Below are 24,342 nucleotides of genomic sequence, written 5' to 3' on the forward strand. Positions count from 1 at the left end.
GTGACGGATCAAGTCGACGAGCCGTTCAATCTTGAGCAGTTGTATCAAGCCATTGAGCGGCGCATTAAGGATCACTTCCCGGGCCTGCAGACGGTGTCCATGTGGCCGGATGATTTGGATCGCCTACCGCTGCCAGCGGTGCTGATCGAATTGGCCGAGATGGAGCCTGGTCTCGATCCGGGAACCGGTGAAACTGGCCTGGCCTGCAAGTTCGAGGCACGGGTGATCACCGATCCGATTCAGCCGGATCATCACCAACAGGCGGTGTTCCTAGCGGGCCACCTCGCCGCGTTGCTGCGCATGCAGTGCTGGGGCGTTGAGGTCGAGCCGGCCGAGTTCGTGCAGGCCATGCAGGACTGGACCAAGCCCGAACTGGACGGCTACACGGTCTGGGTTGTGGAATGGACACAGCAGATCTACCTCGGAGAGGCCGAATGGCCTTGGCCGGATCAGCCACCGGGCACCCTGCTGCTGAACATTGAGCCAGGCGACGGCCCGCTCCGTCCGGAGGACGTGTCATGAGTTCCGGTTACGTCGCGGCCCAGCACGACCGCATGCTCGCCGGCCTAGTCAAGGATTGTTACGTGGTGGCTGTGGATCTCGCCGCGTCACCACCGGTATGCCGGGTTTCGGACGGCGAATGGGTCAGCGGCTGGGTGCGCTGGCACAGTATCGCCGCCGGCAAGGCGCGGCACTGGCGAGCACCGAGCATTGATGAGCAGGGCACCCTGATCAGTGCAAGCGGCGACGTAGCGCAGGGTACGTTCATTCCGGGACTTTACGGAAATGGGGGGCCGCCGCCGGACAACCGCGATCACGTGGAGGTCTGGCGCTTTGAAGATGGCGGTTCCCTAATCTACGACTGGGAGGCCAAAAGCTACAGCATCACTTTGCCGAGCGGGACGGTCACCATCAAGGTCGGATCAACGCAGGCCGAACTCACCGATAACGCGGTCAGTGTGAAGTCCGGAACGATCGATCTGGAAGGCGCCGTGAACTTCAAAGGGCCGGTCAACATTGACGGTCTGCTGCACGCGACACAGAGCATCACCAGCGATGCCGACATCCTGGCCGTCGGCCAAAGTGACAACCACCACAAGCACTGACCCATCATTCATTCAGCCCGCCGCGCGCGGGCTTTTTCATGCCTGGAGAAATCATGGCCAAACATCAAGATGAGTTGGCTGCGCCTGAGTCCGTCCCAATCAGCGCAGTGCAGATGACGTCGACGGTAAATTTTCGCGACACGCTTTACACCTCGCGCACAGTCATCCTGCCCGATGGCCGCACGCTTGCCGTAGCGAAAGCTGTTGTGTCGGTTGATAGCACCGACGATGTGGCGTTGAAGTGCCTCAAAGCCCATACCGAGTTCGAGCAACTCAAGGAGTAAACCCGATGATCGGAATGGATCGCCACACCGGGCAACCCATCTCCGGCATCGAGCATTTACGTCAGTCGGTGGCGGACATTCTCGGCACGCCGCTGCTGAGCCGCCGCGAGCGTCCGGAGTACGGCAGCAAGCTGCGGCGCATGGTTGACCTGCCTATCAATGAAGGTTGGAAGAGTGCCGCTCAAGCGGAAGCGGCGCGGGCGCTGCGCCAGTGGGAACCGCGACTGAAGATCGAGCGCATCGTCGTCACCTCGGTGCTGGGCGGAAAAATCAATTTCAGAGTCAGCGGCGAGTACCTCGGTGAGCGCGGCACGTTGGAGGTGTGGGTATGAGTACGCTGGTGGATCTGACCGAACTGCCGGCGCCGGACGTTCTTGAGCCGCTCGATTTCGAGGAGGTGTACGGCGAAGCGCTAAACGTTTTTCGCGGTTACATGGGCGACAACTGGACGGCGGCGCTGGAAAGCGATCCGGTGACCAAGCTGCTGGAAGTCGGCAGTTACATCAAGGTCGGCAACCGAGCGCGCGTCAACGATGCGGCCAAGGCTCAATTTCTGGCCTACGCCATCGGCGCTGACCTTGATCAGCTGGCTGCCAACGTCAATCTGAAACGCCTGGTCATTCAGGCGGCTGATCCGCTGGCCGTTCCGCCGGTCGCGGCGGTGATGGAATCTCACGATGCCCTGCGCGAGCGGGTGCAGATGGCGTACGAGGGATTGACCACAGCAGGGCCACGCAATAGCTACATCCTACATGCACGTAATGCCTCTGCATTGGTCGCTGATGCCACCGCCGAAAGTCCGAAACCGGCCTGCGTGGATGTCACGGTGCTGGGACTTGAAGGCGACGGAGCGGTCGGTCCTGAATTGTTGGCGTTGGTTGCCGAGGCGGTCAATGACGACGACGTGCGCCCTGTTGGTGATCGGGTGGAAGTGCGCGGCGCCGAGATCCTGCCGTACCGGATTGATGCCGTACTGCACATGAAAGGCACCGGTCCGGAAAACGATGCCGCGCTGGCCGAGGCCATCAAGCGATTGGCGGCGTGGATCAATCCTCGCCGCCGTTTGGGCGTCGAGGTGGCACGTTCCGGTGTCGACGCGCAGCTGCATGTCGCGGGTGTCGCACGCGTCGAACTCAAAGACTGGAAAGATCTGAAACCGACCAAGGCGCAGGCGGCGTACTGCACCGATTGCACCGTCGTGTTGGGAGGTTGATATGCGCAGTCTTTTGCCGCTCAACAGCACCCCCTTGGAGCGAGCTATCGAGGCGACGTTTGCCGAGACCACGCTGATTCCGCTGCGCACGCTGTACAACCCCGATACCTGTCCGGTTCATCTGCTGCCGCATCTGGCGTGGGCCTGGTCGGTCGACCGCTGGGATCCGGCTTGGCCAGAACCTGTCAAGCGCGCCGCTATTAGGGCTTCGTTCTATATCCACAAACACAAAGGCACCATCGGCGCGCTGCGCCGGGTAGTCGAGCCACTGGGTTACCTGATTGAAGTGCTGGAATGGTGGCAGACCCTGCCGGAGGGCGTGCCGGGCACCTTTGCGTTGAAGGTGGGCGTTCTGGACACGGGTATCACCGAAGAAATGTACCGCGAACTGGACCGCCTGATTGATGACGCCAAACCCGTCAGTCGGCAACTCACCGGCCTCGCCATCAGCCTTGAAACTCAAGGCAACTTGAACATCGGTGTCGCTTTGTACGAGGGCGACGTAATTGACGTGTACCCACCCGTGATGCATGACATTGAAGTCACCGGCAGCTTTGGCGTGGTCGGGCGCGAACACTCAGTAGACACTCTGGACGTTTACCCATGATTGATGCGAACTCGCAATTTTTTGCCATCCTGACCAAGGTCGGAGAGGCGAAACAAGCGAACGCCGATGCACTCGGCGTTCCCTGGCTGATCAGCCAAATGGGCGTGGGCGATGCTAATGGCACTGATCCCATTCCTGATCGGCTCCAAACCAAACTGATCAACGAGTGGCGACGGCGGCCGTTGAATCAACTCAAGGTCGACCCAAACAATCCAGCGATCATCATTGCCGAACAGGTCATCCCTGCTGATGAAGGCGGTAAATGGATCCGCGAGATCGGACTGTACGACTCGGACGGTGACCTGGTGGCGGTGGCCAACTGTGCGCCTAGCTTCAAGCCTCTGCTGTCGCAGGGCTCTGGCCGCACCCAGATCGTGCGGATGAACTTCGTTGTTACTAGCGCCGGCAACATCACGCTAAAGATTGACCCGGCGGTGGTGCTGGCTACTCGCGAATACGTCGACGCGAAGATTCAGGATGAACTGTACAAGCTCGACAGCAAGCAGTCGGTGCGAGTCGCGACCGTGGGCAACATTGCGCTGGCCGGGCTTCAGTCCATTGACGGCGTGGCAGTGGCTGTCGGTGATCGGGTGCTGGTAAAAAACCAGAATGCTGCCAAGGACAATGGCATTTGGGTGGCGGCGGCGGCCGGTTGGTCGCGTGCGGCAGATGCGGACTCGAATACTGAGGTGACCTCGGCGTTGCTGGTGTCGGTCGAGCAGGGCGCCACCTTGGCTGACACTCGCTGGCAGTTAATCACCGACGGGGCGATTGTCTTGGGCACCACGGCGCTGACTTTCCAGAATGTGACGCAGGGTTTTGCTCCGATCATTGCTCCGGCGCTGGTAAATCCAACGGCAAACACGCCGGCTCTGTTTGATAACTCCCTGAAGCTCGCTACGACCGAGTTTGTGCGTCGGGCCTCGGGCAGTCTGGCCGGATACGTTACTTACTCAGTAAACACAGTTTTAACGGCTGCGGACGCTGGCAAGTACATCTATGCAAACGGTGTGTCCATCACCCTTACGTTGCCCGATCTGACGTTACTGCCTGCGGGGACAAAGTTTTATATTCAGGCGTCAGCGGGGAGCACGAAGATTACGGTAGCGTCCGTAAACGGCAACTTCTCCGGGCCTAATGGCGCTCCGGCTGGTTTGTCCACTCTCGTTCTTGGCGAGGGTGTTGCATCAGAGTTCGTTTCTTCGGGAACAGGCTGGATCGCAGTCGGTGGCACAGGCCTGTCAGTTCTTGCGGCTAACGGCTATCAGAAGCTGCCGGGCGGTTTGATTATTCAATGGGGCAGCGCTCTGGCGACGGCGGCTGATTACTTGGTTACCTTTCCCGTCGCGTTCCCAGTTGGGCCGATGTCGCTGGTCTTTGGACAGAATGAGGGAAGTACCAGCTTCCATAACAACTACCTGACGGCTACCGCGTTCAAGTATCGAAACGCCGCGGCAACGTACCCTGATCAATTTTCTTGGATCGCCGTCGGCTATTAGGGAGGCCTTATGTTTGCTTCGAAATCTTCTGGCGGGTTTTACGACTCAGCTATTCACATATCAATGCCCGGCGATGTGGTGGAAATCACCGCCGAAGCGCATGCCGCGCTTATGGCTGGGCAGGGTCAGGGAAAAGTCATTGGCTGGGGTGAAGATGGCTACCCGTTGCTCATCGATCCGCCCTTGCCATCTTCTGAATATTTCGCGGAAGTTGAACGGTCATGGCGCGACGTGCAGCTAGCCGCTACTGACGGCGTTGTTGCTCGGCATCGGGACGAGCTGGAGGCGAGCGTCGAGACGACTTTATCCCCTGATCAATACACCGAACTTCAGGTGTACCGCCGTTCATTGCGCAATTGGCCGGAGGCGGGGGAATTCCCGCTAGTCGACCACCGCCCGATCGCACCGCCTTGGTTGATCGAGCGAATTCAATAAGCGCCCCGCACTGAAGGGGCGTTTTCTATTTCGTTACGCGTAACACGGACACCTCACAGCCTCGCGTATGCGGGGCTTTTTCGTTTCTGGAGATTGACCTCTATGAGTTTCTTTCACGGCGTCACGACCACTTCGGTCGATACCGGCGCGCGCACTATCTCGTTACCGTCCTCTTCGATCATCGGCCTGTGCGACACCTTCACACCCGGCCTGATCGGCGGTGGTACCGCCAAGGCCGGTGAGCTGAAACTGATCACCACCGAGCGCGAAGCCATTGCCGCGTTCGGCGCCGACTCGGCGATCACGAAAGCATGCCAAGCGATTTATACGAAGGCCAAAGCGGTTATTGTCGCCATCGGCGTACCGAAGATGGACGATCCCGCGCTGCAGACCTCGGCGATCATCGGCGGCGTTTTGGCGTCCGGCCAACGTACCGGCCTGCAGGCGCTGCTTGATGGCAAGAGCCTGTTCAACGCCCAGCCGCGCTTGCTTATCGCGCCGGGCCATTCCGCCACCCAAGCCGTGGCCACGGCCATGGACAGCCTGGCACAGAAGTTGCGGGCAATCGGCATCATCGACGGGCCATGCACCACTGATGAGGCCGCGATGGCCTATGCCAAAAACTTTGGCAGCCGCAACTTGTTCATGGTCGATCCCGGCGTGCAGTTCTGGGACACCGGCGAGAGCAAGACAGTGGATGCACCTGGTTCGGCATGGACGGCTGGACTGTTCGCATGGACCGATGCCACCTACGGCTTCTGGGCCTCGCCCTCAAACAAGGAATTCACCGGCATCACCGGCACCACCCGCGCCGTCGAATACCTGGACGGCGACGAAACCTGCCGGGCCAACCTGCTCAATAACGCGAACATCACCACGATCATTCGCGACGATGGTTACCGCCTCTGGGGTAACCGCACGCTGTCCAGCGATCCGAAATGGGCGTTCGTCACGCGCGTACGCACGCTGTTTATCCTCATGGACGCGGTGCAGGCCGGCCACAAATGGGCGGTCGACCGCTCGATCACCAAGACCTACGTCAAGGACGTCACCGACGGCCTTGAGGCGTTTATGCGCGACCTGAAAAATCAGGGTGCAGTGATCAACTTCGAGGTGTACGCCGATCAGGAACTCAACACGGCCACCCAGATCGAGCAGGGCAAGGTGTACTGGCGGATCCGCTTCACCGACGTGCCGCCGGCCGAGAACCCAAATTTCCTCTTCGAAGTCACCAACGAATGGATGACCGAAGTGCTTGAAGCCGCCTAAGGAGGCCACCTGATGATTCCTGAAGTTCTGTCCAACTGCGCCGGGTTTATCGACGGCGTGAGTTTTGCCGGCGAGATGCCGAGCCTGACTTTGCCCAAGGTTGTGCTGAAAACCGAAACCTACCGGGGCGGCGGCATGGCCGGCGAGATCGAGATCCCGACCGGTGTAGAAAAACTAGAAGCCGGGTTCACCACCAACGGCGTGCGTCGAGAGGCGCTGAAATGGTTCGGCCTGTCCGACCGCACAGCGTGCAACGCCGTTTTTAGAGCCTCGTTCAAAGGCCTCAAGGGCAAGGTCACGCCGGTCATTGTGACCATGCGCGGCGGACTCAAAGAGGTCGACATGGGCGACTGGAAGGCCGGTGAAAAGGCCGAGAGCAAACACAACATGGCGCTGACCTACTACAAGCTCGAAGTCGGCGGTCGGTTGATCTACGAGATCGACATGGTCGGCATGGTGTTGGTGGTCGATGGCGTCGATCAACTGGCAGAAGAACGTTCGGCCCTTGGCCTTTAAGGACATATGCAATGACTCAAGCAATCCAGACCACACCCGATAAGCCGCTGCCAAAGTGGCTGGAACTCACCGAAGACGGTTTTCGTATCGGCCTTAAATACCCCACTGAGCTGAGCGGCGTTCTGGTCGACGTCGTGTCGATGCGCGCGCCGTGTGTGCGTGACGTGCGCGCCGCACAGGCCGCTTCCAACGGCGATGCCGAACAGCGCGAACTGTCGCTGTTTGCTTCGCTGACTCAGACTCCCGAGACGGATCTGGTGGCGCTCAAGATGGTTGACTACATGCGTTTGCAGGCCGGCTATTTTCGCTTGGTCACGGACGACTAAGTGCGACGGGTTCACGTTGAAGGCGCTGGCCAAACGCTTGGCGAAAGAGACTGGATTCTCCGCTGCCGAGATCATGGCCATGCCCTTCAACGAAATGGTGTGGTGGCTTTCTGAGTGAGCCACCACGGCAACTCCCCAACGCATAAGGCACGCACATGGCGAAGAACCTCGCGCTTGGCTTTGTCATTGGCGGCGCCGTCGATTCGACGGTGGGCAAAGCCTTCAAGGATGTTGAAAGCAAGATCAAACATTTGGACACGGTCGGCAGCAAAGCCCGTGTCCTGCAGAACACCATCGGCGACACCATGCGTCTGCGTGATGAATGGCGTAAGGCGCACATGGCCGGCGCCGAAGGCGCAGACAAGCTGCTGAGCAAGTACGAGAAGAACCTCGCCCTGTTGAAGCAGCAAGGCGTGGAGGTCGGGCGCTTGAGCAAGGCCTACGCCACGATGGGGCGCGTGGCTGCCGGCGCCGAACTGAAAGCACTGGGTCACCGGCAAATGGAAGAAGGCCGGCAGGGGCTTAAAAGCACCATCGGTCAAGCCGGTGCGTTCACCGCAGCCGCCGCGATCCCGACCAAGGTCAGTGCCGACTATGGCGCGATTATTCGCGATATCGCGATCAAGGCCGGCATCGCCAATACGGCGCAAGAGCAGGACATGTCGCGCACCATCATCACCACCTCGCAAGATACCGGGATGGCGCGCAATCAAGTGGCCGAGGTGGTCAATGCTTTGGTCGGCGCCGGCATGGATTTGAAGCAAGCGCTGGATTATGCCCCGACCGCCGCCAAGTTCGTTGTCGGCCAAGGTTCGGACGGTACCGAGACGGCCAAGATGATCAACGCGCTGGGTCAGAACGCCAAGATCACCGACCCGGCCATGATGCAAAAGGCGCTCGAAGCGATCGCCTTTCAAGGGCAGGCGGGCAGTTTCGAATCAGCGGACATGGCCCGCTGGTTCCCTGAGTTGCTGGCCAACATGGGCAACCTGAATATCTACAGTATGGACGCCGTAACGCAGTTGGGTTCGATGCTGCAGGTGCAGATGAAGACAGCCGGCGGCGCAGATGAAGCGGCGAACAACCTGAAAAACTGGATGGGCAAGATCGGCTCGGGTGAGACGGTAGATGCCTACAAAAAGGCGGGCATCGATTATCAGGCGTCGATGAATACCGGTCTGCAGAACGGCATGTCGACGCTGGAATCCAGCTTTGCCCTGGCACAGAAATACATTGCCGCCACCGATCCGAAGAAAGCACAGTTGATGGCCGAAGCCGCGGCCAACATCAGCAAGGAAAGCGACCCGGAAAAAGCCAAGGGCATGATGAAAGCGTTGGAAGAGGCCTTGCGCACTGGTGACCTGTTTGCCGACATGCAGGTCAAGGCCGCGTTGACTGCGTACATGCAGAACAAGGATCTGTACAACCAATTGAAAAAGGATTCGGCCGACGCCACCGGCATCCTCGACAAGAACCTCGCCGAGCGCCGGCAAACTTCCGCGCAGAAATGGTCCGAGATGGCCCAGAGCATGGACGATGCCATGCGCAGCATTGGCGATGCGATACGCCCGGTGACCGATGCGGTGGCTGACGGCATGAACAATGTCAGCCGCAAGCTGGCAGGGTTCTCCGATGAGTTCCCGCGAGTCACGACCGGTATCGGCTCCGCCGTCGCCGGCTTGATTGCACTCAAGGGGGTAGTCAGCGCTTTTAAGGTCGGTAAGGGTTTGATGAACATCGGACGCGGCACTGTGATGGGCAACCCGAATATCCCGCAAAAAGTCATCGTTACCAACTTGCCGCCCGGTGGCGCTGGACTGGATGGCGGTGGCGTTGATGCCGACGGCAATGGCAAGAAGGGCAAAGGTGGAAAGGGAGGCGGCCGAGGCGGTGGAGGCCGTGGCGCCAAGATCGGTGGCGGCATGAAAGGCCCGGCGATTCTCGCCGTTGCCCAGGCGGGTTATCAGGCTTACGACACCTATCAGAATGCCGAAACCCAAGACGAAAAAGCCGAGGGTTACGGCCAAGCAGCCGGTGGTTTGGCTGGCACGCTGGCCGGCGCCGCTGCGGGTGCCGCTATCGGTTCGGCTGTACCGATCATTGGCAACATCGTCGGTGGCCTGATCGGTGGTTACCTCGGTTATATGGGCGGCGATGCCTTAGGTGGGTCGCTTGGCAAGTCGCTGTTCGGCGCGGACGAGACCTTAAAGAAGGTACCCGATGCCGGGCCACTGATGATGGCCAACGCTGGGCAGCACCTGCCACCGGTGATGGGCAACATCGCCCGATCATTTGCGCCTGGCGCCGCGAGTCCGGTTGCCCCAAGTGCATCAACGCCCTCGGCCGTGCAGAGCCTGTTGCCTGAGCGCGCCGCCGATGCGGCTGCGATGGGAGATGTGACACGTTCCCTGAGCGCACCCGCACCGCCGAGCGTACCGGCACTGCTAGCTCCTCCGCCTTCAGCGATCATGGTCGAGCCTCCAAAGATCGAGCAGCGCATCGAGATCTCGGCGCCGCTGCACATCACCGTGCAAGGCGATGCGAAGGACCCGGCACAAATGGCTCGCGAGCTGCGGCCCTTCATCGAACAGCAGATGCAGCAGGCCACGCAGCAGCTGCAGAACCGCAAGCTGTATGACGAACCACATGTGTAAGGAGGATCGATGGCTTACATGGAACAGCTGCAGTCTGGTCTGAAAAATCTGGCGGCAGCGGGGGAGACTGGACGCCGTAGCCTCGACGGTATGATGGGACCGGTCAACGGTGCTATCAGCGAGATCAGCGGCGCGGCCTCGGAGCTGGAAGGCATCCCCATCGTGGGGCCGGCGGTTGGGGCCAAACTGCAGCGCGTGATGCGCAGCGTCAACGCGGCTCAAGCCAAGGTCGGTCAGGTCGTGGCGACCTACAACAAGGCCACTCGCGCCGTGTCGCAGATCGATGAACGCATGGGTGAACTCAAGGAGCAGGCGGCACGTGCCTCCACCGCGATCAACAAGATCGCCGGCAAGGTCAGCCCGTCGCTGGCCAACATCGTGCCGACTGGTTCGCTGGCCGGCGACGCTACGCCGTTACCGGAAGCGGTCCAGCCGTTCCCGCACTTGCTGATCGTGCAGCCGCTCGATCCCAACGCTCAGCCGTACTACTTCAATCTGGACACAGCAGCCTTTGATGAGCTGCGGCGCTCGACGGAGTTTCGCTGGGCGTCGCAGGAACGCCTGACCCGCCGGCCGGCGCAACAAGCGGTGGGCATCGGCGAGGAAAAAATCACTCTGAAAGGAGCGATCTTCCCGGGCTTCAAAGGTGGCCTCAAACAACTGGATACCCTGCGTAGTCTCGGTTCCCAGCTGAAACCGCTGACACTCACCACCGGTTATGGCGACGTGCTGGGCACCTGGTGCCTGAAGAACGTTGAAGAAGAACAGAGCGCGCTGCTGCAGGGCGGGATCCCGCGCAAGCAGGCATTTACTTTGGAGTTCGCGCGTTATGGCGATGACATGCAGAACGTCTGACGGAGATCTGCTCGATACCCTGTGTTATCACGCCTATGGCCATCTGGAAGGCACTGTCGAGGCGGTGCTCGATGCCAATCAGGGGTTGGCCGATGAGCCTCAACCTTACCGCGCCGGCATCGTGATTGAGCTGCCGGATCTGCCGGCACCCAGCAATGGCGACGTGATGTTGTGGGGCTGAAGCGTGCTTACCTTCAGTGGTGGCAGTTTGCCGCAGGTTTCAAGCCTCGATAGACTTTCCCTTTTTTGGAAGGTACGAGAGACCCCTTATGGAAAGATCGACAGCGTTAAGGAAAGTAAAACGGAGCCTTTGGGGGGAATTCAATTACCGATTGAACTGGATAGTCTTCGGCACCATCGGTGCCATTCTCCTGTGCTTCATTCCTGTATTGGGCTGGCTCCTGGCCTTGGGATTGGTATTGGCAATCCTCTATAAAACCTTTGGATTCCGTGAAACCTTCCTTCAGGGCAACTGCCCGGCCTGCACTAAAACGCTTCCTGTAGACCCCAAGACAGATGTCTTTGCCTGCCCGGTGTGCGGTAGCTGTATGGCTGTGCGAGAAGACAGTCTCGTCCTCATCAAAATCGACTGACCGGCGATCCCTTTCGCCTGCAGCATGCGATCAACTCAGCCCGCCTAGTGCGGGCTTTTTTATGGATGGAACAAATGACCCCAGCCTTTCGCGTCGTGGCAGATGGCGCCGACATCACGGCACTGATCAATGACCGACTGCTGCAGCTGAAAACAACTGATAAGCCCGGCATGGAGTCCGATGAGTTCGAGCTGCGCATCGATGACCGCGACGGCGCGGTGGTGTTGCCTCCACGCGGAGCCAGCATCGAGATCTTCCTTGGTTACGTCGAAACGTCGCTGACCCGCATCGGCCGCTATGTCGTCGACGAGATTGAGCTGTCCGGTCCACCGGATACGCTGGTGATCACCGGCAAAGCCAGCGACATGCGTGGCAGCGGCAAGACCACCCGCAGCGGCAGTTGGGAGAACGTGCCGCTATCGCGGATTGTTGCCGACGTCGCCGCACGCAATGGCTGGCAGCCGGTGTGTCCGGTGCAAACCAAGGTGCCTCGCGCGGATCAACTCAGCGAATCGGATTTCAATTTCATCACCCGCCTGGCCAAGCAGTACGACTGCACGGCCAAGGTCGCCGATGGCAAGCTGCTGGTGATGCCGCGCCAAGCGGGGCAGAGCGCCTCGGGCGAGAGCTTTAGCGTTGTATTGATCCAGCGGCGCGACGTGAGTCGCTTCCAGTTTCGCCTCGGTGATCGCAATACGCACAAAGCGGTGTCGACCAAGCACCAAGACAAGAAAACCGGAAAGCTCGCGGTCGTCACTCTCGACAACGACGAATCACCGGACGGCTTGCCGCCTGTGCATACCGACCGCCACATCTACCCGAACAAGTCTGCAGCTGAAGAAGCGGCCAAGGCGCGGCTGGCTGCCTTCAACCGGTCCACGGCCGGTGTCCGGTTGGAAATGTCAGGACGCACCGATCTGTTCGCTGAGCGATCGATCAATGCCCAAGGGTTCAAGATTGGTCTCGATGGTGAATACTTGGTCGACTCGGTGGAGCAGGTGTTCACCCAGTCAGGCTGGAGCACAACGGTCGAGTGCAACGGTGGCAAGAAGGGCAAGGCGAAAGCGAAAGGCAGGAAGAAAAAAGCGATGAAGGATCTGAAGGTCGTTCAGCTCAAGCAGTAGCGAAGCGTCCCTGATCGTATGGAAATTGAACCCCCTTCGAGTAATTACATCGTGTTCGATGGCACGGAGTTTGGCTTTTCGTTAGCGTCTCTGAAACCCACCAGAAAGGTAGCTTGTGATGTTTGGAAGACTGTACCTAACGTTGTATTTCGTGCCGATGCTCGCATTTGCAGCAGCAGCGTTGCCGCCATTCGTTGAGAAGAGGAATGCTGACTTAGAATGCGCGCATGAAATGATCCGCCACCCTACCACCTCGAAATGTACCCTTTGATCGAAAGGTCAATTAACTGAGAAGCCCGCGTAAAGCGGGCTTTTTCATTTGGAGCATTTATGCAGATAACGACCCAGCAGATTCAAATCATCATGCCCAACGCCCGCCGCCAAGTGGGCGTTTTTGTTTCCGCCCTCAACGCAGCTATGGCGCATCGACAGATCAACACACCGAAACGCCAAGCCGCATTCTTGGCTCAAGTCGGTCACGAGTCTGGTCAACTGCAGTACGTGCGCGAGCTGGGCGGCGATCAATACCTGAGCAAATACGACACGGGTACGTTGGCCGCAAAACTGGGCAACACCCCTTCAGCGGATGGCGATGGACAACGCTATCGCGGTCGCGGACTGATCCAGGTCACCGGCCATGACAACTACCTGCGCTGCAGCCTGGCGCTGTTCGGCGATGAGCGATTGCTACGCACTCCTGAGCTGCTGGAGCTGCCGCAATGGGCCGCTGAGTCAGCCGCGTGGTTCTGGTCGGTGAATGGGTTAAACACGCTTGCGGATCAAAACGAATTCAACGCGATCACCCGCAGAATCAACGGCGGTTTAAATGGCCTGCAGGATCGGCTCGAACTGTGGGAGAGGGCGAGGGCGGTGTTATGCGTTTCGGCGACTTGATGCCAGCGCAGTATCGGCTGATGGTCAAACCGGTGCTACTGATCGCCTTGGCCGGCACATCCGCAGCAATCACTTGGCAGGTGCAGGACTGGCGCTACGGTAGTCGCCTCAGCGAGCAGTCCCAGCTGCACACTGAAACCCTCAACCAACTGAATCTGGCCTCGGCCGCGCAACAGCGTGCCGAACAGGACAAACGTCTCGCGCTCGAGCAGCGCCTGGCATCCAGCGAACAAACCCATTACCGAGCCTTGAGCGATGTCCAACGTGATCAAGGTCGCCTGCGCGACCGCCTTGCCACTGCTGATCTGCGCCTGTCAGTCCTACTCAAAGCCACCGCCGATACCGGCAACAGATCAGTGTCAGCCACCACCGCCACCAGCGGCGTGGTTCATGACTCCACAAGAGCCGAACTTGACCCGGCGCATGCTCAACGAATTGTCGCCATCACCGATGAAGGAGACCGAGGATTGATTGCGTTGCAAGCCTGTCAGGCCTATGCGAAGACTGTCTCTAAATGAGAACGAGCGATTGATGGTGCGCCATGAAACTCACCATCACGCAACGTAAATTGAATGCTTTTATTTGTTAGTGATGACCTTGCTTACCACTTTACCGTCGGAGAACGTCACAGTTAGGCCAGGGCAGGGCACATCGCTTTGACTGCAGGAATACGTTACGGCTCTCGCGGTCGTTTCTCCTTCGTTGTTCCTGTAGATATCAAATCTTTGGACATCGAGACCATACACTGCAAAGGCCAAACACTCAGGATCTCCTACCTTCACATTGCGTTGCACTGCCTGCGCAGCTTGTTCGGCTGTGAGCTGGCGCGATTCAACGAGACGCTGAATTACCGATGGATCCTGAAAGCCTTTGTTAAATCGAAAGCTGCCGCAGTTGGCATAGGCTTCTTCGTTGGTTTTGCTTGTCCAGCCGCTGTCAAAGGCACTGGAAGGTTGATTTGAGCATGCAGCCAACGGCAACACGGTCAGCAGAACCAGCATTTTTTTAATCATGGAGGCAACGTCCTTAGTCAAATAAAGAAGCGGCCGGATCAAGTGCGTCAACACTTCATCCGGCCGCCGTACCCGCAGATTGCCCCTGCAAGTCCAGCCTAGGCTTCTGCTTCGTGCACAAAGCGCGGCGAGCCTAGCACCTGTCTATCCATACAGTAAAGGTCTTGCTTTCAATGTCTACACCCATCATCCCTTGGATGGGCGGCAAACGCCGCCTGGCCGATCGCCTCATTCCACTTTTTCCGCCACACGAATGCTACGTCGAAGTCTTTGCCGGCGGCGCCGCTCTGTACTTCATGAAGCCCCAGCCATCGCCGGTCGAAGTCCTCAACGACATCAACGGCGACCTGGTCACGCTTTACCGCGTCGTGCAGAACCACCTCGAAGAGTTCGTGCGCCAGTTCAAATGGGCGCTCAGTTCGCGGCAGGTGTTCGAATGGCAGAAAATGGCCCGCCCCGAAACCCTCACAGACATCCAGCGCGCCGCCCGATTCTTCTACCTGCAGCACCACGCCTTCGCCGGCAAGGTCTCGGGTCAGACGTTCGGCACGGCGACCACCGCACCGGCCATCAATCTGCTACGGATTGAAGAAAACCTCTCGGCTGCGTGGCAGCGCCTGTCCGGCACCTACGTCGAAAATCTCCCATGGCTTGAATGCGCAGAACGCTACGACCGTGCCCACACCTTCCACTACATGGATCCGCCTTATTGGCAGACCGCCGGATATGGCGTGGACTTTCCGTTCGAGAACTACGAACGGATGGCCGACTTCATGCGTCGCTGCAAAGGCAAAGTGATGGTCAGCATCAACGACCATCCAGACATTCGCCGAGTCTTCGAGGGCTTTCATTTTGAAACCCTGGACATTCGCTACAGCAACACCAATCAGCGGCAAGGGAAGGCCGAAGTCAGTGGCGAGTTGGTGATCATGAATTGGGAGCCAGCATCGCTAGGGGGCTTGTTTTGACTAAACAGTGAAAGGCGGTTGCGTTTGTCTTGGAAGCGGCGCTCGCCTACCTGACTTGTTACAGGAAAATCGAATGTGCTCTCGTTCGACCGCAGTCGCAAGGGCGCTGATAATGATCATATCGCAAAATTTGCCAGCATCCGGTAGGGTGCCTGGGAGCCGAATGCAGAGCGCTTTGATCGCTAGGTGAATAAGCGGTGAAAGGAAGCACCCATGCAGCATGGCTACTCTAGATTTCCAATTTCATACATCAAAGGAGTGACCATGAGTAGTGTGACTCAAAGTAATAGTGCAAGTTCGAATGCTGTAGCTAATCCAAATGCCGGCAGCCAGAACCCCACCGTTATCACGACGGTATTAGCAACCCCACCGGTCAGTCAGAATGAATTGAGGAGAACATTCATCGCAATGTTGTTCGCGTTGGTGGCGGCAACTATTGCTCAACAGATCTCCGAGATGTTGTTTGTAGTCACCGGAGGTTGGGATCTGGCAGCTAGCCCCTCAAAAATGTGGGAAAATTTGTTGCTGGGTAACGGGATGCTGTTTGCATCAGTTAGTCATTCTTGTTTAGCGTTGTTGTTGGTAGCTATGAGTTGGGTAATGTGGTCGAAATCTCAGGCAGGAGGACATAAGACCGAAATTTCCTCCATCTTTTCGAAGGAGTTTATTATTCTCCTTGTGGAGGTTTTTTTAGTTGTATTATATTTTGCAATTGCTAAAACGATGGAGCAAAACTTTTCTGAATATGTAAAGGGCAAATCCGTTGCTGCTTTTGTTGGCACCACCTCAGCAAGGCCTGAAGCACTTCAGATGATGTGGGTGTTTTCGGTATATTTTGTGTGGGATATAATTACAGATGTAATGTACAGCCCTCATAACCCTCCGCTTGTAACTTTTGGTGAAAAGATTACAGGTATCATTCAGGGGGTGCTGACTTATTGCTCTATATCTGTAATCTGTATTGCTGGTGCTTGGCTCGTGAGCGTAAATTCACCCTCTGTTGCCACTCCATATCAAGCTCTATGGGGCGATATAGCTTTGATTGCGTTGCTTCTATTTTTCGCGCTAGGTAAAAAATTGGAGTATTATGCAGTTAAAGTTTTCCCTCGCGAGGGTGATAGGAGTAATACTAAGAGAGCTGATGCTCCGACCACCAAGGCATCTGTCGGGATGGTGGTTTTAGTAAGTGTATATGTTTATTCAATGATGGTGTTAACATGGCCTCCAAGTTTCCTGAAATAATTGGTCTTGTTGGTCCTATAAGGGCCGGAAAGACAACGGTGAACAAGTACCTAGTTGAAACCTATGGGTACACTTCTGCGTCCAACTCTGACGTGCTGAGAAGGATCTTGGCAGGTATTGGTGTTGCTCAAAATAGAGCAAATTTGGGGGCGCTTGGTGATTCTATATTCAAGGTGTTAGGCAACGATATTATCGCAAAATATCGAATGGATAACTTGCACTTGGGAAGGATTGTTGTCGACGGAATACGTTATCCAGAAGAGATAAGCCGGTATTCTGAGGTTGAAGGCTTTAAATTGCTGGCTATTACTGCGGATCCAGATGTTCGTTATGATCGAGCCGTGCGCGAGTCAGAGGAATTTAAGGATATTGATATTTCACGTGATGTTTTTGATGGTCTTGTGCGGTCTCGTAGCGAGTTAGCAGTTCCTGATCTGATTTTGAGAGCAGATAAGATAATTAGCAATGATGGTGACTTTGAGAGTCTAAAGAAAAAAATTGATCAGACTCTTAAAGATTGGGCTTCATAGAGCTAATCAAGTCCTATGAGTTTTTCTAGAGTGGTTGCGCACGCTTTCATCTGCGCTTCGCTCTTCCCCAGGATCCAGTATTCGTGATTGAGGCATAGGTCTTTCGTATCTTTTACTACTAAGATTTTAAAGCCTGAATTCTCTATGTCTGACGCCAGTTGCAGTCTGGCATTGGTGCTGCGGCGGTAGACGTTGGCAACAATCACGCCGGTATTGTTTAGTGTGCGGTATAGCTCTGATAGTTGTGCTTTGTAAAATGGGAAATGAAGTACAAACACTGCAATGACCATTTCAAAGTGGCCTTCCTGGCATGGAAGGACGCATGCAGTTTCAGAAAAAATGTAGCATTCAGTTTCAGTGCTGGTGTGTGATTTAACCACCTCGTGGTCGGCATCTGAAATAACGTAATGCATATTGTTTGACGTGGTACTTGCAAAAACTGGATTCCGGCCTGCTCCTATTTCCAACAGGCGAGTAGGATTAATTTCCATAGCAAGAGCTTTGAACAGTGAGCGTACTTCGATGTTGGGTTGACTTATCAAGTCTGGGAATCTGGCACGAGCGCGACAAAGGTTGCTAACCTCTTCAGGGCTCAGTTGGTCTAGATCCTCAGTTCGAGTGTAGAAAACGTCCATGAATCGAAAGTACTTGTTTCCCTCGTGTTCAGTTTCTTTCGGGCCTTTAATACCGTTTTTAACCTTCAATACGCCAGGCTCAATCATTTCGAATTCGAATTCGGACATGCTCCATTCCCTCGGATTTAGTTTTTTATAAATATTAGAATGTCTTCACATTTTACTTTTGCCATCAAGCGTCTACGGCTCAGTTTGATGTCTCTTTCTTTCCGAAGAGCTAGGGTGAAGCCTTGTCCCTGCGCCGCGGCGATGAGTTCATCAGTTGTAGATGCTCTCGCTTGTGATTCGCCAACGACTAAGGCCATTGAAGATCCTTGCTTCAGAACTCGAAAGCTTTGCTCAAAGAACGCAGCGATGAATTTCATGTATGTTTCATGGCTGTTCTTTCTAGTGCGATTAGACCTGGCGCCTGACTCGAACGATCGTAGTTTCTCGAAATCTCTAAAACCAAGTCTTTCTGGGGCTAGTTCGTCTTTGTCAAACCATAGATAACTCAATCTTTGCGATTTTATATAATCAGCTACACCGTAATAGGGTGGAGACGTTACGATAAAATCTACGTACTCGCTCTTGATGGATTTCATGTTGGTGACGCAGTCGCCAGCAAGGAGTTTATACCTTGCACGTGTTTGCTTTCTTGTTTCAGCCTCGACGTGAACCTGTACGGCCTTATGAGAGAGTTCTGTGAGCTTTACATATTCATTAGCAGCATTCAGGAAGATCGATAAGGCATCTTTGGATATGATTTCAAAGGGCTTAGGTTTTACGTTGTCACACACCCAGCCCCAGTGTCTTCCTTGAGACGAGGCGTTCTTCAGTATTCCAGAGAAGATTGCAAGAAGACACTTTCTGATTTGTAAATTATCGGTTTTAATAATCGATGTTAAAATCCGATTCAATGTAAATAGGGTGTCTGGATGGTACCATGCCTTGAGTTCGTCATGATGAGGGTGTGGGTCAACTTCTGCTCTGCCGAAGAGACCTTCAGATTCTTCGACTATAAAGTCAATCTGCTTTTTAAGTGTTTTTGGTTCGGGGAAATACAGCTTTGCCTCGCTCATTAGCAGGGCAATAGGGTTAGTATCTATCCCGATGAACTTTCTTCCTAACCGGATGGCTTCTACGCCTGTAGTCCCTGATCCATTAAATGGATCAAGGATGACGTCATTTTTTTGCGTGAATGCAGGAATAAGCGTTCCAGGAATCGCCGCTACGTATGTTGCAGGATACCAATGAAGAGAGTGTATTCCCGAATTGCTGAGGTTAGGGAAAGACCAATCAATGGTTGCTAAATGTTCAGTTAAGTTCAAGTCGTAGCTCATCCGTTCCGGCGTAGAAGCTTCCTTTATATGTTTCTGGGAAATCAGCTTCGAAGGTAGTGACCCCAAAGAGGTCGCAAAATAATGCGGTGACTTCCTGTCTCCAAGCGGAAAGCTCTAATTTAGTAGGTTTACCCTTCCCTTGATTTTTCTGCACTAGCGCAATCATGCAGCTAGTCGAGTTTTTGCCTAAAATGATTGTCTTATTGCTATCTTCTATTGAGACTTCAATCTTTCGACTTATTAGTCCTTTTTCGTTCCAGACAAAATAACCAAAGTCTTTTACGGGCTTCTTTTTTACATTGTTATGCATGAATTCTGCGATTTCTGCGTTTTTATGTTTCGCAGATGCTTCGAAGTTTTTAAACCATACGTAATCGATTAACTGATAATTGCATCCGGAGATTAGCTGTTGTGCCAAGTCCTTTGTGTTTTCGTTGGAGCGTAGGTTTTCTTCAAATACTGGTTCAGTTATGTACCAATGTTCAGGAGTGATTATTTTGTGTTTCACTGCGAGCCGAACCAGATCTGTCTGCAGTGCGTTGTATGGAATACACTCAGGATGCGCAATTATCATTGTATAAATGCGTTGCCGAAAGTCTAGCCAAATTTTTAGTGGTTCAATCGCCGAGATATTGAAAGATAGGCCTTTTTTTTCGTTTAGCCTCATACTTTTTCGTATTTCTACAATATTCTCTCTAGCGTTTTCCCAGCCAAGCATAGCGGCCATACGATGTACGTTATCAATGTTATCAATATCGATGTCCGCAGACACTGCGCTGTGCCGTCCCTTTTTGGGGCATACGAGATCGATTACTGCATCTTGATCAACGTTGTGCCTTTGTAGAATGTTTGCCAGGTCCAAATGCTTACCAAATACGATTTCCAGGTATGCGTTGTCGTCGCTCATATTTCCACGGATCATTCGGGAAAGAGTTTCTTCGTGGTTGAAACTTTGGTCGATTCGTTTAAGTTCAGATTCTACGAGGTGCCCGTAAGGGGGGATCGCTGCATCATGCAGAATAGCAGCAGAAAGTAGAACCTTGGTTGCATCAACGCTGAGGTTACTTTTGTGAGCTAGTTCAACTGCTAGGAAAGTAACTCCAATAGAGTGGGGGAGACGTCTGGATCTTCCCAGCTCTTGGATAAGAGGTACATCAAAATTCATTTGACGCATGTTTCGAAGCCGATGAATCTCTGGGCTATCTATGAGATCAGCCAGCAACGAGGTTAGGTTTTCATCAGAAAACCGTATGAGCCCATGCAAAATGTCGTGGAATTCCATATGGCCCTTCATTCAAGCGTATCGGGGGTCTACAACCCAAATTGATCGATTGTACACGCTAAAGGTCAGCAGATCATATGCTATCCGGTGATCTCACATTGCCTTCAGAGCCGACAAAATGGGCGTTTTACACATACGATTACATATGAAAACCGGTATCGATGGCAGGTCATGCTTCTGGAGCCAGCACAAGCTTCGGCAGCGCGGCATCCTCGATTCCGCGTTACATGGAGACACGAGGGTGCGCGTTATGACCTTGGTCAAGTCGATGGTGCCAGCGGTTGCGGTATACGTATAGATGAGGCTTGCGCCGACATGACAGGGAAAGATTGCTTAGACGCATTCGGACGGCAGATCCGCAACCAATTGCTGCGCTGGCATCCCGTTGAGCGTCGGCATCGCTCCGGCAAAAAACCTGGCCAAGCTGGATAACCACACAGCTAAATGCTTGCAGGCCCAAACCGGTGACGTGGGGAATATCTACGACACGGTTAAGTGGATTGGGTGCTGCGAAAATAACGAAGTGACGTGCGGTCGGCGTATGAAAGTGCGCTTGAACACTCTGGGTCCGCGATGGAGCTGGCCAAGGTCAACGCCCAGAGCCTGCGCAAAAACTTCAGTGTCATCACTGAGCCGCTTCGCGGGAGTTCGCTGGTATGCCTTGTCTGGAGATGGATGTGCCTGATCCACATGAGCAGGAGATCTGCTGTGGTCGGATGTTCGGTAAGCGTGTGAAGCATCTTCAGCAGATTAAGCAGGCCGTGGCCAGGCTAGTACGTTTGGCGATGCGGCTTGACTACTATATGGATGATGCGGGTAGCAATAATGAGATTAGGGCAAATTTAGGGCATTTTGTGGGCCGCTATGCGCCGGCGTATGCCGACTACCCGAGGTGAAATTACTGTGTTTACTGGCCTTACGCGGCCTACGCGCACGCTGGAATGGGTTCGAATCCCTATCTCTCCGCCATTATTGAACAAGACGAAGCCCCCGTAATCATTGATGATTACGGGGGCTTTTTCGTTCCTGTCGATATATTTAAAACATTTCCAGGGCATGCCTTGCCCGTCATGCGGCTCTAGTCCGTTTTAAAACCCCAGCATTTTTGACACGACACCGGCCATGCTCTTGGTGTCTACGAGCGCTTCGAATGGCTCTACATCGCTCTTGCTGATGTAGACGAATCGGCGTTTGCCAAATTTTTTCGACGTGCTTGGCGTTGCTTACATAGTTAACGACGGACTTGATGCTCTAAGGCTGGCTGAATACCTTTCAGAGGGACTTATGAGGGGACGAATGAAATCCAACGAAGATCGTCCAGCAAATATTTGGTAAAAGCTTAGTAGGCTGACCGACCGCTTCCAGCGATAAGCAGAGGTTTGCCAGTAACCACCATCGGCCAATCGTGGACGCAAAAATCTTCCAAATCGCTTGTCTTGAGCGTGGTCGCTCTGAATGTCCGGCTCTGTAAAGAGCAAGATCTCGAGCTGGTAAAAAACCTGCAATTTGCGGGGAACTATTTATATTCACGAATGGACTGAGCTGCTATTGCGATCAAAATAAAACGGCGCAGAAAACTTTTAAATAATGGAGCGCGTAATGGGCGGGTCAGGCAAAGAGTTTGAATTTTGGTGGGGTACATCCGGATCGTGGGTTGAACCGCCCAATGTGCGCCGAAGCGGTACTAGTGGTGTCCAGCTGGTTGTTCAAGATAACAGAACCTTCTTCGTCAAGCGTCAAACCGGCCATCTGTTTCGCAGCCTGCGTTATCCCACTGGCAGACCCACCGCTCTGCGTGAGGGGGTTGCCCTCTCCAGACTCGAGAAACTGGGTGTAAACGCGCCAAGACCCGTATTTTATGGGGCGAGAAAAGTCGACGGGGTATGGCAAGGTGTTTTGGTTACAGAAGACCTGGGCGGCTTCATAGATCTGGATACTTGGTATAGCCAAGGCGCTGCCAGCATGTTGACGACGGAACAACATGAGCAACTATTTAAGCGTTTGGCGCAAATGCTGGCGAGAATGCACTCGGGCAAGTGGCAGCACGGTTGCATGCGGTCCAAACACATCTTTATCAAGGCATCGATTACGGATGCGGTATTTGACTTCGAGCTGGCGTTGCTTGATTTAGAGAAGTCACGCGGTCGTGCTACGGCGATGGGAGCAGCTCGTCACGACATTCCTCAACTCAGACGGCATTCTTACTGGGATGAGTCGCAGTGGCGGCATTTCCTTTCATACTACGAGCAAGCAATTGGTAGAACCATCTAAGCTGGTTTTCTTAGCACTCAGCAGGCCCGCCAGTTGTAACTTCTGAAGATATCAACAAGTGCTTAAAACATAGAGTCACCTCTTAAATTAAAGATTCTTCTATCGGCTGATTCTGGCTGGGTAGCGACGGTCAGGACTCGACCGTCGCAAGGCATATTCCAAACTCAGTCTGTTCCGCCATCTCCAGGGCGACCTGATGCCCTGAAGCAACATCAGAAGTCGCCGGAGCTGCCAACACAGGCAGCCCGGCGTCCTGAACAGTCCTCAGATCTCCTTGATCGGCGTATCCCCCTGGACACCCTTGATCAACTCGATCACATGCAGACAATCCGCCTTGTTCACATACGACTCCCCGCTGGCGACCGTCTCGTGGTTGCCTGCCCGCAGCCGCCAGCGCCATTGGCCCTTTCCGGTGCTCGGGGTGCCTTTGGATTGCCTGTAAATCTCGAAATACATTCAGTTCGCTCCATGCGATTTATGTGCGACAGCCTGTGTGACGCCTCGACGCAAGCCTAGCGGAGCGCGGATTTTTGGCTATCGGGGATTTGTTTCCAATCGTTCGTGAATGTTTCTGAAAGGCACTGGGCAGAGCGCAGGGATCGTCCTCCGGATTGGCCGGAACGCCGTCGTTTGCCCCTTGCATGACATATCGGGCTGCTGCTTAATACGGTGCGGCTCATGGCGTCGAACGGCGTTCGACGACCGACAATCACTATAAGAAAGAGCAGTCCATTGGCTCATCTGCACGGAACGCAACACGCGGGCCCGGTGAAGTTGTCGCTGGTGATTCCCGTATTCAATGAAGAGGACAGCCTCGACGGCTTTCTCCTGCGCATTCGTCAGGTGTTCGAGCGTGAAGCGCTGATCAACCTGGAACTGGTGTTCGTTAACGACGGCAGTTCCGATACGACGTTGGAACGGCTCCTGATCCGTCAGCAGAGCGATTCACGCATCCGCATCGTCGATCTGAGTCGTAATTTCGGCAAGGAAGCGGCCATGTCCGCCGGTTTGCAGATTGCCACCGGGCAGATCGTGGTACCGATCGACGTTGATCTGCAGGATCCTCCCGAAGTCATTTTGCAGATGATCGAACGCTGGCGGGAGGGTTTCGAGGTCGTGCTCGGCCACCGCATCAGCCGGCGCAACGACACTTGGGCCAAACAGACCTCCGCCAGTTGGTTCTATCGCCTGCACAACCGGATTGCCGATCAGCCATTGCCCGAGAATGTCGGCGATTTTCGCTTGATGGATCGCTGTGTAGTCGATGCGTTGCTGACCTTGCCCGAGTCGCGGCGCTTCATGAAAGGCTTGTTCGCCTGGGTCGGTTTCCGCACCACGCAGGTCGAATATGAACGCCCCGAGCGGGCGGCGGGGCAGAGCAAGTTCAATGGCTGGCGACTGTGGAATTTCGCGCTGGAAGGCATCACCAGTTTCAGCACCGAGCCGTTGCGGATCTGGACGTATCTGGGGGCGCTGGTGTCTCTGGTGTCGTTCGCCTTTGCGATGTTCATCGTGCTGCGTACGGTGCTGCACGGTGTCGATCTGCCAGGTTATGCGTCGCTGATGGTGGCGGTGACATTCCTCGGCGGCCTGCAACTGATCGGCATTGGCGTGCTCGGCGAGTACCTGGGCCGCACCTACATCGAAGCGAAGCGCCGGCCGGTTTTCCTGGTGCGCCGCATTTACGAATCCAAGGACTGACAG

General features: G+C 55.1%; 28 protein-coding genes. 23 read left to right on the forward strand and 5 right to left on the reverse strand.

From position 1 onward, the window contains the following. From AC1MDC_RS06775 to AC1MDC_RS06860, 18 genes are all read left to right on the forward strand, one after another. Positions 1-522, forward strand: a complete 522-nt coding sequence (locus AC1MDC_RS06775; protein ID WP_480392714.1) for a hypothetical protein — start codon at positions 1-3, stop codon at positions 520-522. Beyond that, a complete protein-coding gene (locus AC1MDC_RS06780; protein WP_480392715.1) occupies positions 519-1,106 on the forward strand; it encodes a phage baseplate assembly protein V in 588 nt (195 codons plus the stop codon). Before AC1MDC_RS06775 ends, AC1MDC_RS06780 begins: the two co-directional genes overlap by 4 nt. Positions 1,107-1,159: 53 nt before the next feature. Further along, complete coding sequence (locus AC1MDC_RS06785; RefSeq protein WP_480392716.1) at positions 1,160-1,390, forward strand: hypothetical protein; 231 nt, start codon at positions 1,160-1,162, stop codon at positions 1,388-1,390. A gap of 5 nt (positions 1,391-1,395) precedes the next feature. Further along, positions 1,396-1,722, forward strand: coding sequence for a GPW/gp25 family protein (locus AC1MDC_RS06790; protein ID WP_480392717.1), 327 nt, complete (start codon positions 1,396-1,398; stop codon positions 1,720-1,722). Continuing rightward, entirely contained in the window at positions 1,719-2,603 is an 885-nt protein-coding gene (locus AC1MDC_RS06795; RefSeq protein WP_480392718.1) for a baseplate assembly protein, read from the forward strand. The genes AC1MDC_RS06790 and AC1MDC_RS06795 overlap by 4 nt, the downstream gene beginning before the upstream one ends. Position 2,604: 1 nt before the next feature. Further along, the gene (locus AC1MDC_RS06800) at positions 2,605-3,210 is read left to right on the forward strand and encodes a phage tail protein I (RefSeq protein ID WP_480392719.1); all 606 of its coding nucleotides are present in this window, start codon (positions 2,605-2,607) and stop codon (positions 3,208-3,210) included. Next, the gene (locus AC1MDC_RS06805; protein WP_480392720.1) at positions 3,207-4,709 is read left to right on the forward strand and encodes a phage tail protein; all 1,503 of its coding nucleotides are present in this window, start codon (positions 3,207-3,209) and stop codon (positions 4,707-4,709) included. Before AC1MDC_RS06800 ends, AC1MDC_RS06805 begins: the two co-directional genes overlap by 4 nt. Before the next feature lie 9 nt (positions 4,710-4,718). Continuing rightward, the gene (locus AC1MDC_RS06810) at positions 4,719-5,144 is read left to right on the forward strand and encodes a phage tail protein (RefSeq protein ID WP_480392721.1); all 426 of its coding nucleotides are present in this window, start codon (positions 4,719-4,721) and stop codon (positions 5,142-5,144) included. 102 nt (positions 5,145-5,246) lie between these two features. After that, positions 5,247-6,413 carry a phage tail sheath subtilisin-like domain-containing protein gene (locus AC1MDC_RS06815; RefSeq protein WP_480392722.1) on the forward strand — a complete coding sequence of 389 codons (1,167 nt, stop codon included), beginning with the start codon at positions 5,247-5,249 and terminating at the stop codon, positions 6,411-6,413. A gap of 12 nt (positions 6,414-6,425) precedes the next feature. Continuing rightward, positions 6,426-6,929 carry a phage major tail tube protein gene (locus tag AC1MDC_RS06820; RefSeq protein ID WP_480392723.1) on the forward strand — a complete coding sequence of 168 codons (504 nt, stop codon included), beginning with the start codon at positions 6,426-6,428 and terminating at the stop codon, positions 6,927-6,929. A gap of 11 nt (positions 6,930-6,940) precedes the next feature. After that, positions 6,941-7,255 carry a phage tail assembly protein gene (locus tag AC1MDC_RS06825; RefSeq protein WP_480392724.1) on the forward strand — a complete coding sequence of 105 codons (315 nt, stop codon included), beginning with the start codon at positions 6,941-6,943 and terminating at the stop codon, positions 7,253-7,255. Between the two features lie 155 nt (positions 7,256-7,410). Beyond that, a complete protein-coding gene (locus AC1MDC_RS06830; protein WP_480392725.1) occupies positions 7,411-9,909 on the forward strand; it encodes a phage tail tape measure protein in 2,499 nt (832 codons plus the stop codon). Positions 9,910-9,918: 9 nt separating this feature from the next. Beyond that, a complete protein-coding gene (locus tag AC1MDC_RS06835) occupies positions 9,919-10,764 on the forward strand; it encodes a phage tail protein (RefSeq protein ID WP_480392726.1) in 846 nt (281 codons plus the stop codon). Next, entirely contained in the window at positions 10,739-10,945 is a 207-nt protein-coding gene (locus AC1MDC_RS06840; RefSeq protein ID WP_095049228.1) for a tail protein X, read from the forward strand. The genes AC1MDC_RS06835 and AC1MDC_RS06840 overlap by 26 nt, the downstream gene beginning before the upstream one ends. Positions 10,946-11,033: 88 nt before the next feature. Further along, positions 11,034-11,357, forward strand: a complete 324-nt coding sequence (locus AC1MDC_RS06845; RefSeq protein WP_480392727.1) for a hypothetical protein — start codon at positions 11,034-11,036, stop codon at positions 11,355-11,357. A 74-nt stretch (positions 11,358-11,431) separates the two neighbouring features. Beyond that, complete coding sequence (locus AC1MDC_RS06850) at positions 11,432-12,481, forward strand: phage late control D family protein (protein ID WP_480392728.1); 1,050 nt, start codon at positions 11,432-11,434, stop codon at positions 12,479-12,481. Between the two features lie 330 nt (positions 12,482-12,811). Next, entirely contained in the window at positions 12,812-13,375 is a 564-nt protein-coding gene (locus AC1MDC_RS06855) for a glycoside hydrolase family 19 protein (protein WP_480392729.1), read from the forward strand. Then, positions 13,357-13,893: a lysis system spanin subunit gene (locus AC1MDC_RS06860; RefSeq protein WP_480392730.1), complete on the forward strand. Its 537-nt coding sequence runs from the start codon at positions 13,357-13,359 to the stop codon at positions 13,891-13,893. Before AC1MDC_RS06855 ends, AC1MDC_RS06860 begins: the two co-directional genes overlap by 19 nt. Before the next feature lie 60 nt (positions 13,894-13,953). Here AC1MDC_RS06860 and AC1MDC_RS06865 read toward each other — a convergent pair whose 3' ends face one another. After that, on the reverse strand, positions 13,954-14,388 hold the full coding sequence (locus tag AC1MDC_RS06865; protein ID WP_480392731.1) for a hypothetical protein: 435 nt from the start codon (positions 14,386-14,388) through the stop codon (positions 13,954-13,956). A gap of 173 nt (positions 14,389-14,561) precedes the next feature. Between AC1MDC_RS06865 and AC1MDC_RS06870 the strand changes: the two genes are divergently transcribed. The 3 genes from AC1MDC_RS06870 to AC1MDC_RS06880 all read left to right on the forward strand — a co-directional run bounded on the left by AC1MDC_RS06870 (position 14,562) and on the right by AC1MDC_RS06880 (position 17,128). Beyond that, the gene (locus AC1MDC_RS06870; protein ID WP_480392732.1) at positions 14,562-15,356 is read left to right on the forward strand and encodes a DNA adenine methylase; all 795 of its coding nucleotides are present in this window, start codon (positions 14,562-14,564) and stop codon (positions 15,354-15,356) included. 264 nt (positions 15,357-15,620) lie between these two features. Continuing rightward, positions 15,621-16,598, forward strand: coding sequence for a hypothetical protein (locus AC1MDC_RS06875; RefSeq protein ID WP_480392733.1), 978 nt, complete (start codon positions 15,621-15,623; stop codon positions 16,596-16,598). Further along, positions 16,574-17,128, forward strand: coding sequence for an AAA family ATPase (locus tag AC1MDC_RS06880; protein ID WP_471879165.1), 555 nt, complete (start codon positions 16,574-16,576; stop codon positions 17,126-17,128). The genes AC1MDC_RS06875 and AC1MDC_RS06880 overlap by 25 nt, the downstream gene beginning before the upstream one ends. Positions 17,129-17,130: 2 nt before the next feature. Here the strand turns inward: AC1MDC_RS06880 and AC1MDC_RS06885 are convergent, their stop codons facing one another. From AC1MDC_RS06885 to AC1MDC_RS06895, 3 genes are read right to left on the reverse strand one after another with little or no spacing between them, the layout of a single operon-like run. Next, positions 17,131-17,871, reverse strand: a complete 741-nt coding sequence (locus tag AC1MDC_RS06885) for a class I SAM-dependent methyltransferase (protein WP_471879166.1) — start codon at positions 17,869-17,871, stop codon at positions 17,131-17,133. A gap of 17 nt (positions 17,872-17,888) precedes the next feature. Further along, positions 17,889-19,073, reverse strand: coding sequence for a DNA methyltransferase (locus AC1MDC_RS06890; protein ID WP_471879167.1), 1,185 nt, complete (start codon positions 19,071-19,073; stop codon positions 17,889-17,891). Further along, entirely contained in the window at positions 19,060-20,367 is a 1,308-nt protein-coding gene (locus AC1MDC_RS06895) for an HD domain-containing protein (protein WP_480392734.1), read from the reverse strand. The genes AC1MDC_RS06890 and AC1MDC_RS06895 overlap by 14 nt, the downstream gene beginning before the upstream one ends. A 1,599-nt stretch (positions 20,368-21,966) precedes the next feature. Here AC1MDC_RS06895 and AC1MDC_RS06900 point away from each other — a divergent pair. Then, entirely contained in the window at positions 21,967-22,638 is a 672-nt protein-coding gene (locus AC1MDC_RS06900) for a lipopolysaccharide kinase InaA family protein (RefSeq protein WP_480392735.1), read from the forward strand. 264 nt (positions 22,639-22,902) lie between these two features. On the opposite strand, the gene AC1MDC_RS06905 is transcribed toward AC1MDC_RS06900, so the two are convergent. Beyond that, the gene (locus AC1MDC_RS06905; protein WP_085700605.1) at positions 22,903-23,094 is read right to left on the reverse strand and encodes a YegP family protein; all 192 of its coding nucleotides are present in this window, start codon (positions 23,092-23,094) and stop codon (positions 22,903-22,905) included. 276 nt (positions 23,095-23,370) lie between these two features. Here AC1MDC_RS06905 and AC1MDC_RS06910 point away from each other — a divergent pair, with 276 nt between their 5' ends. Further along, positions 23,371-24,339 carry a glycosyltransferase family 2 protein gene (locus tag AC1MDC_RS06910; protein WP_480392736.1) on the forward strand — a complete coding sequence of 323 codons (969 nt, stop codon included), beginning with the start codon at positions 23,371-23,373 and terminating at the stop codon, positions 24,337-24,339. Positions 24,340-24,342 lie beyond the last annotated feature (3 nt).

Source organism: Pseudomonas sp. 1 (assembly GCF_056626735.1).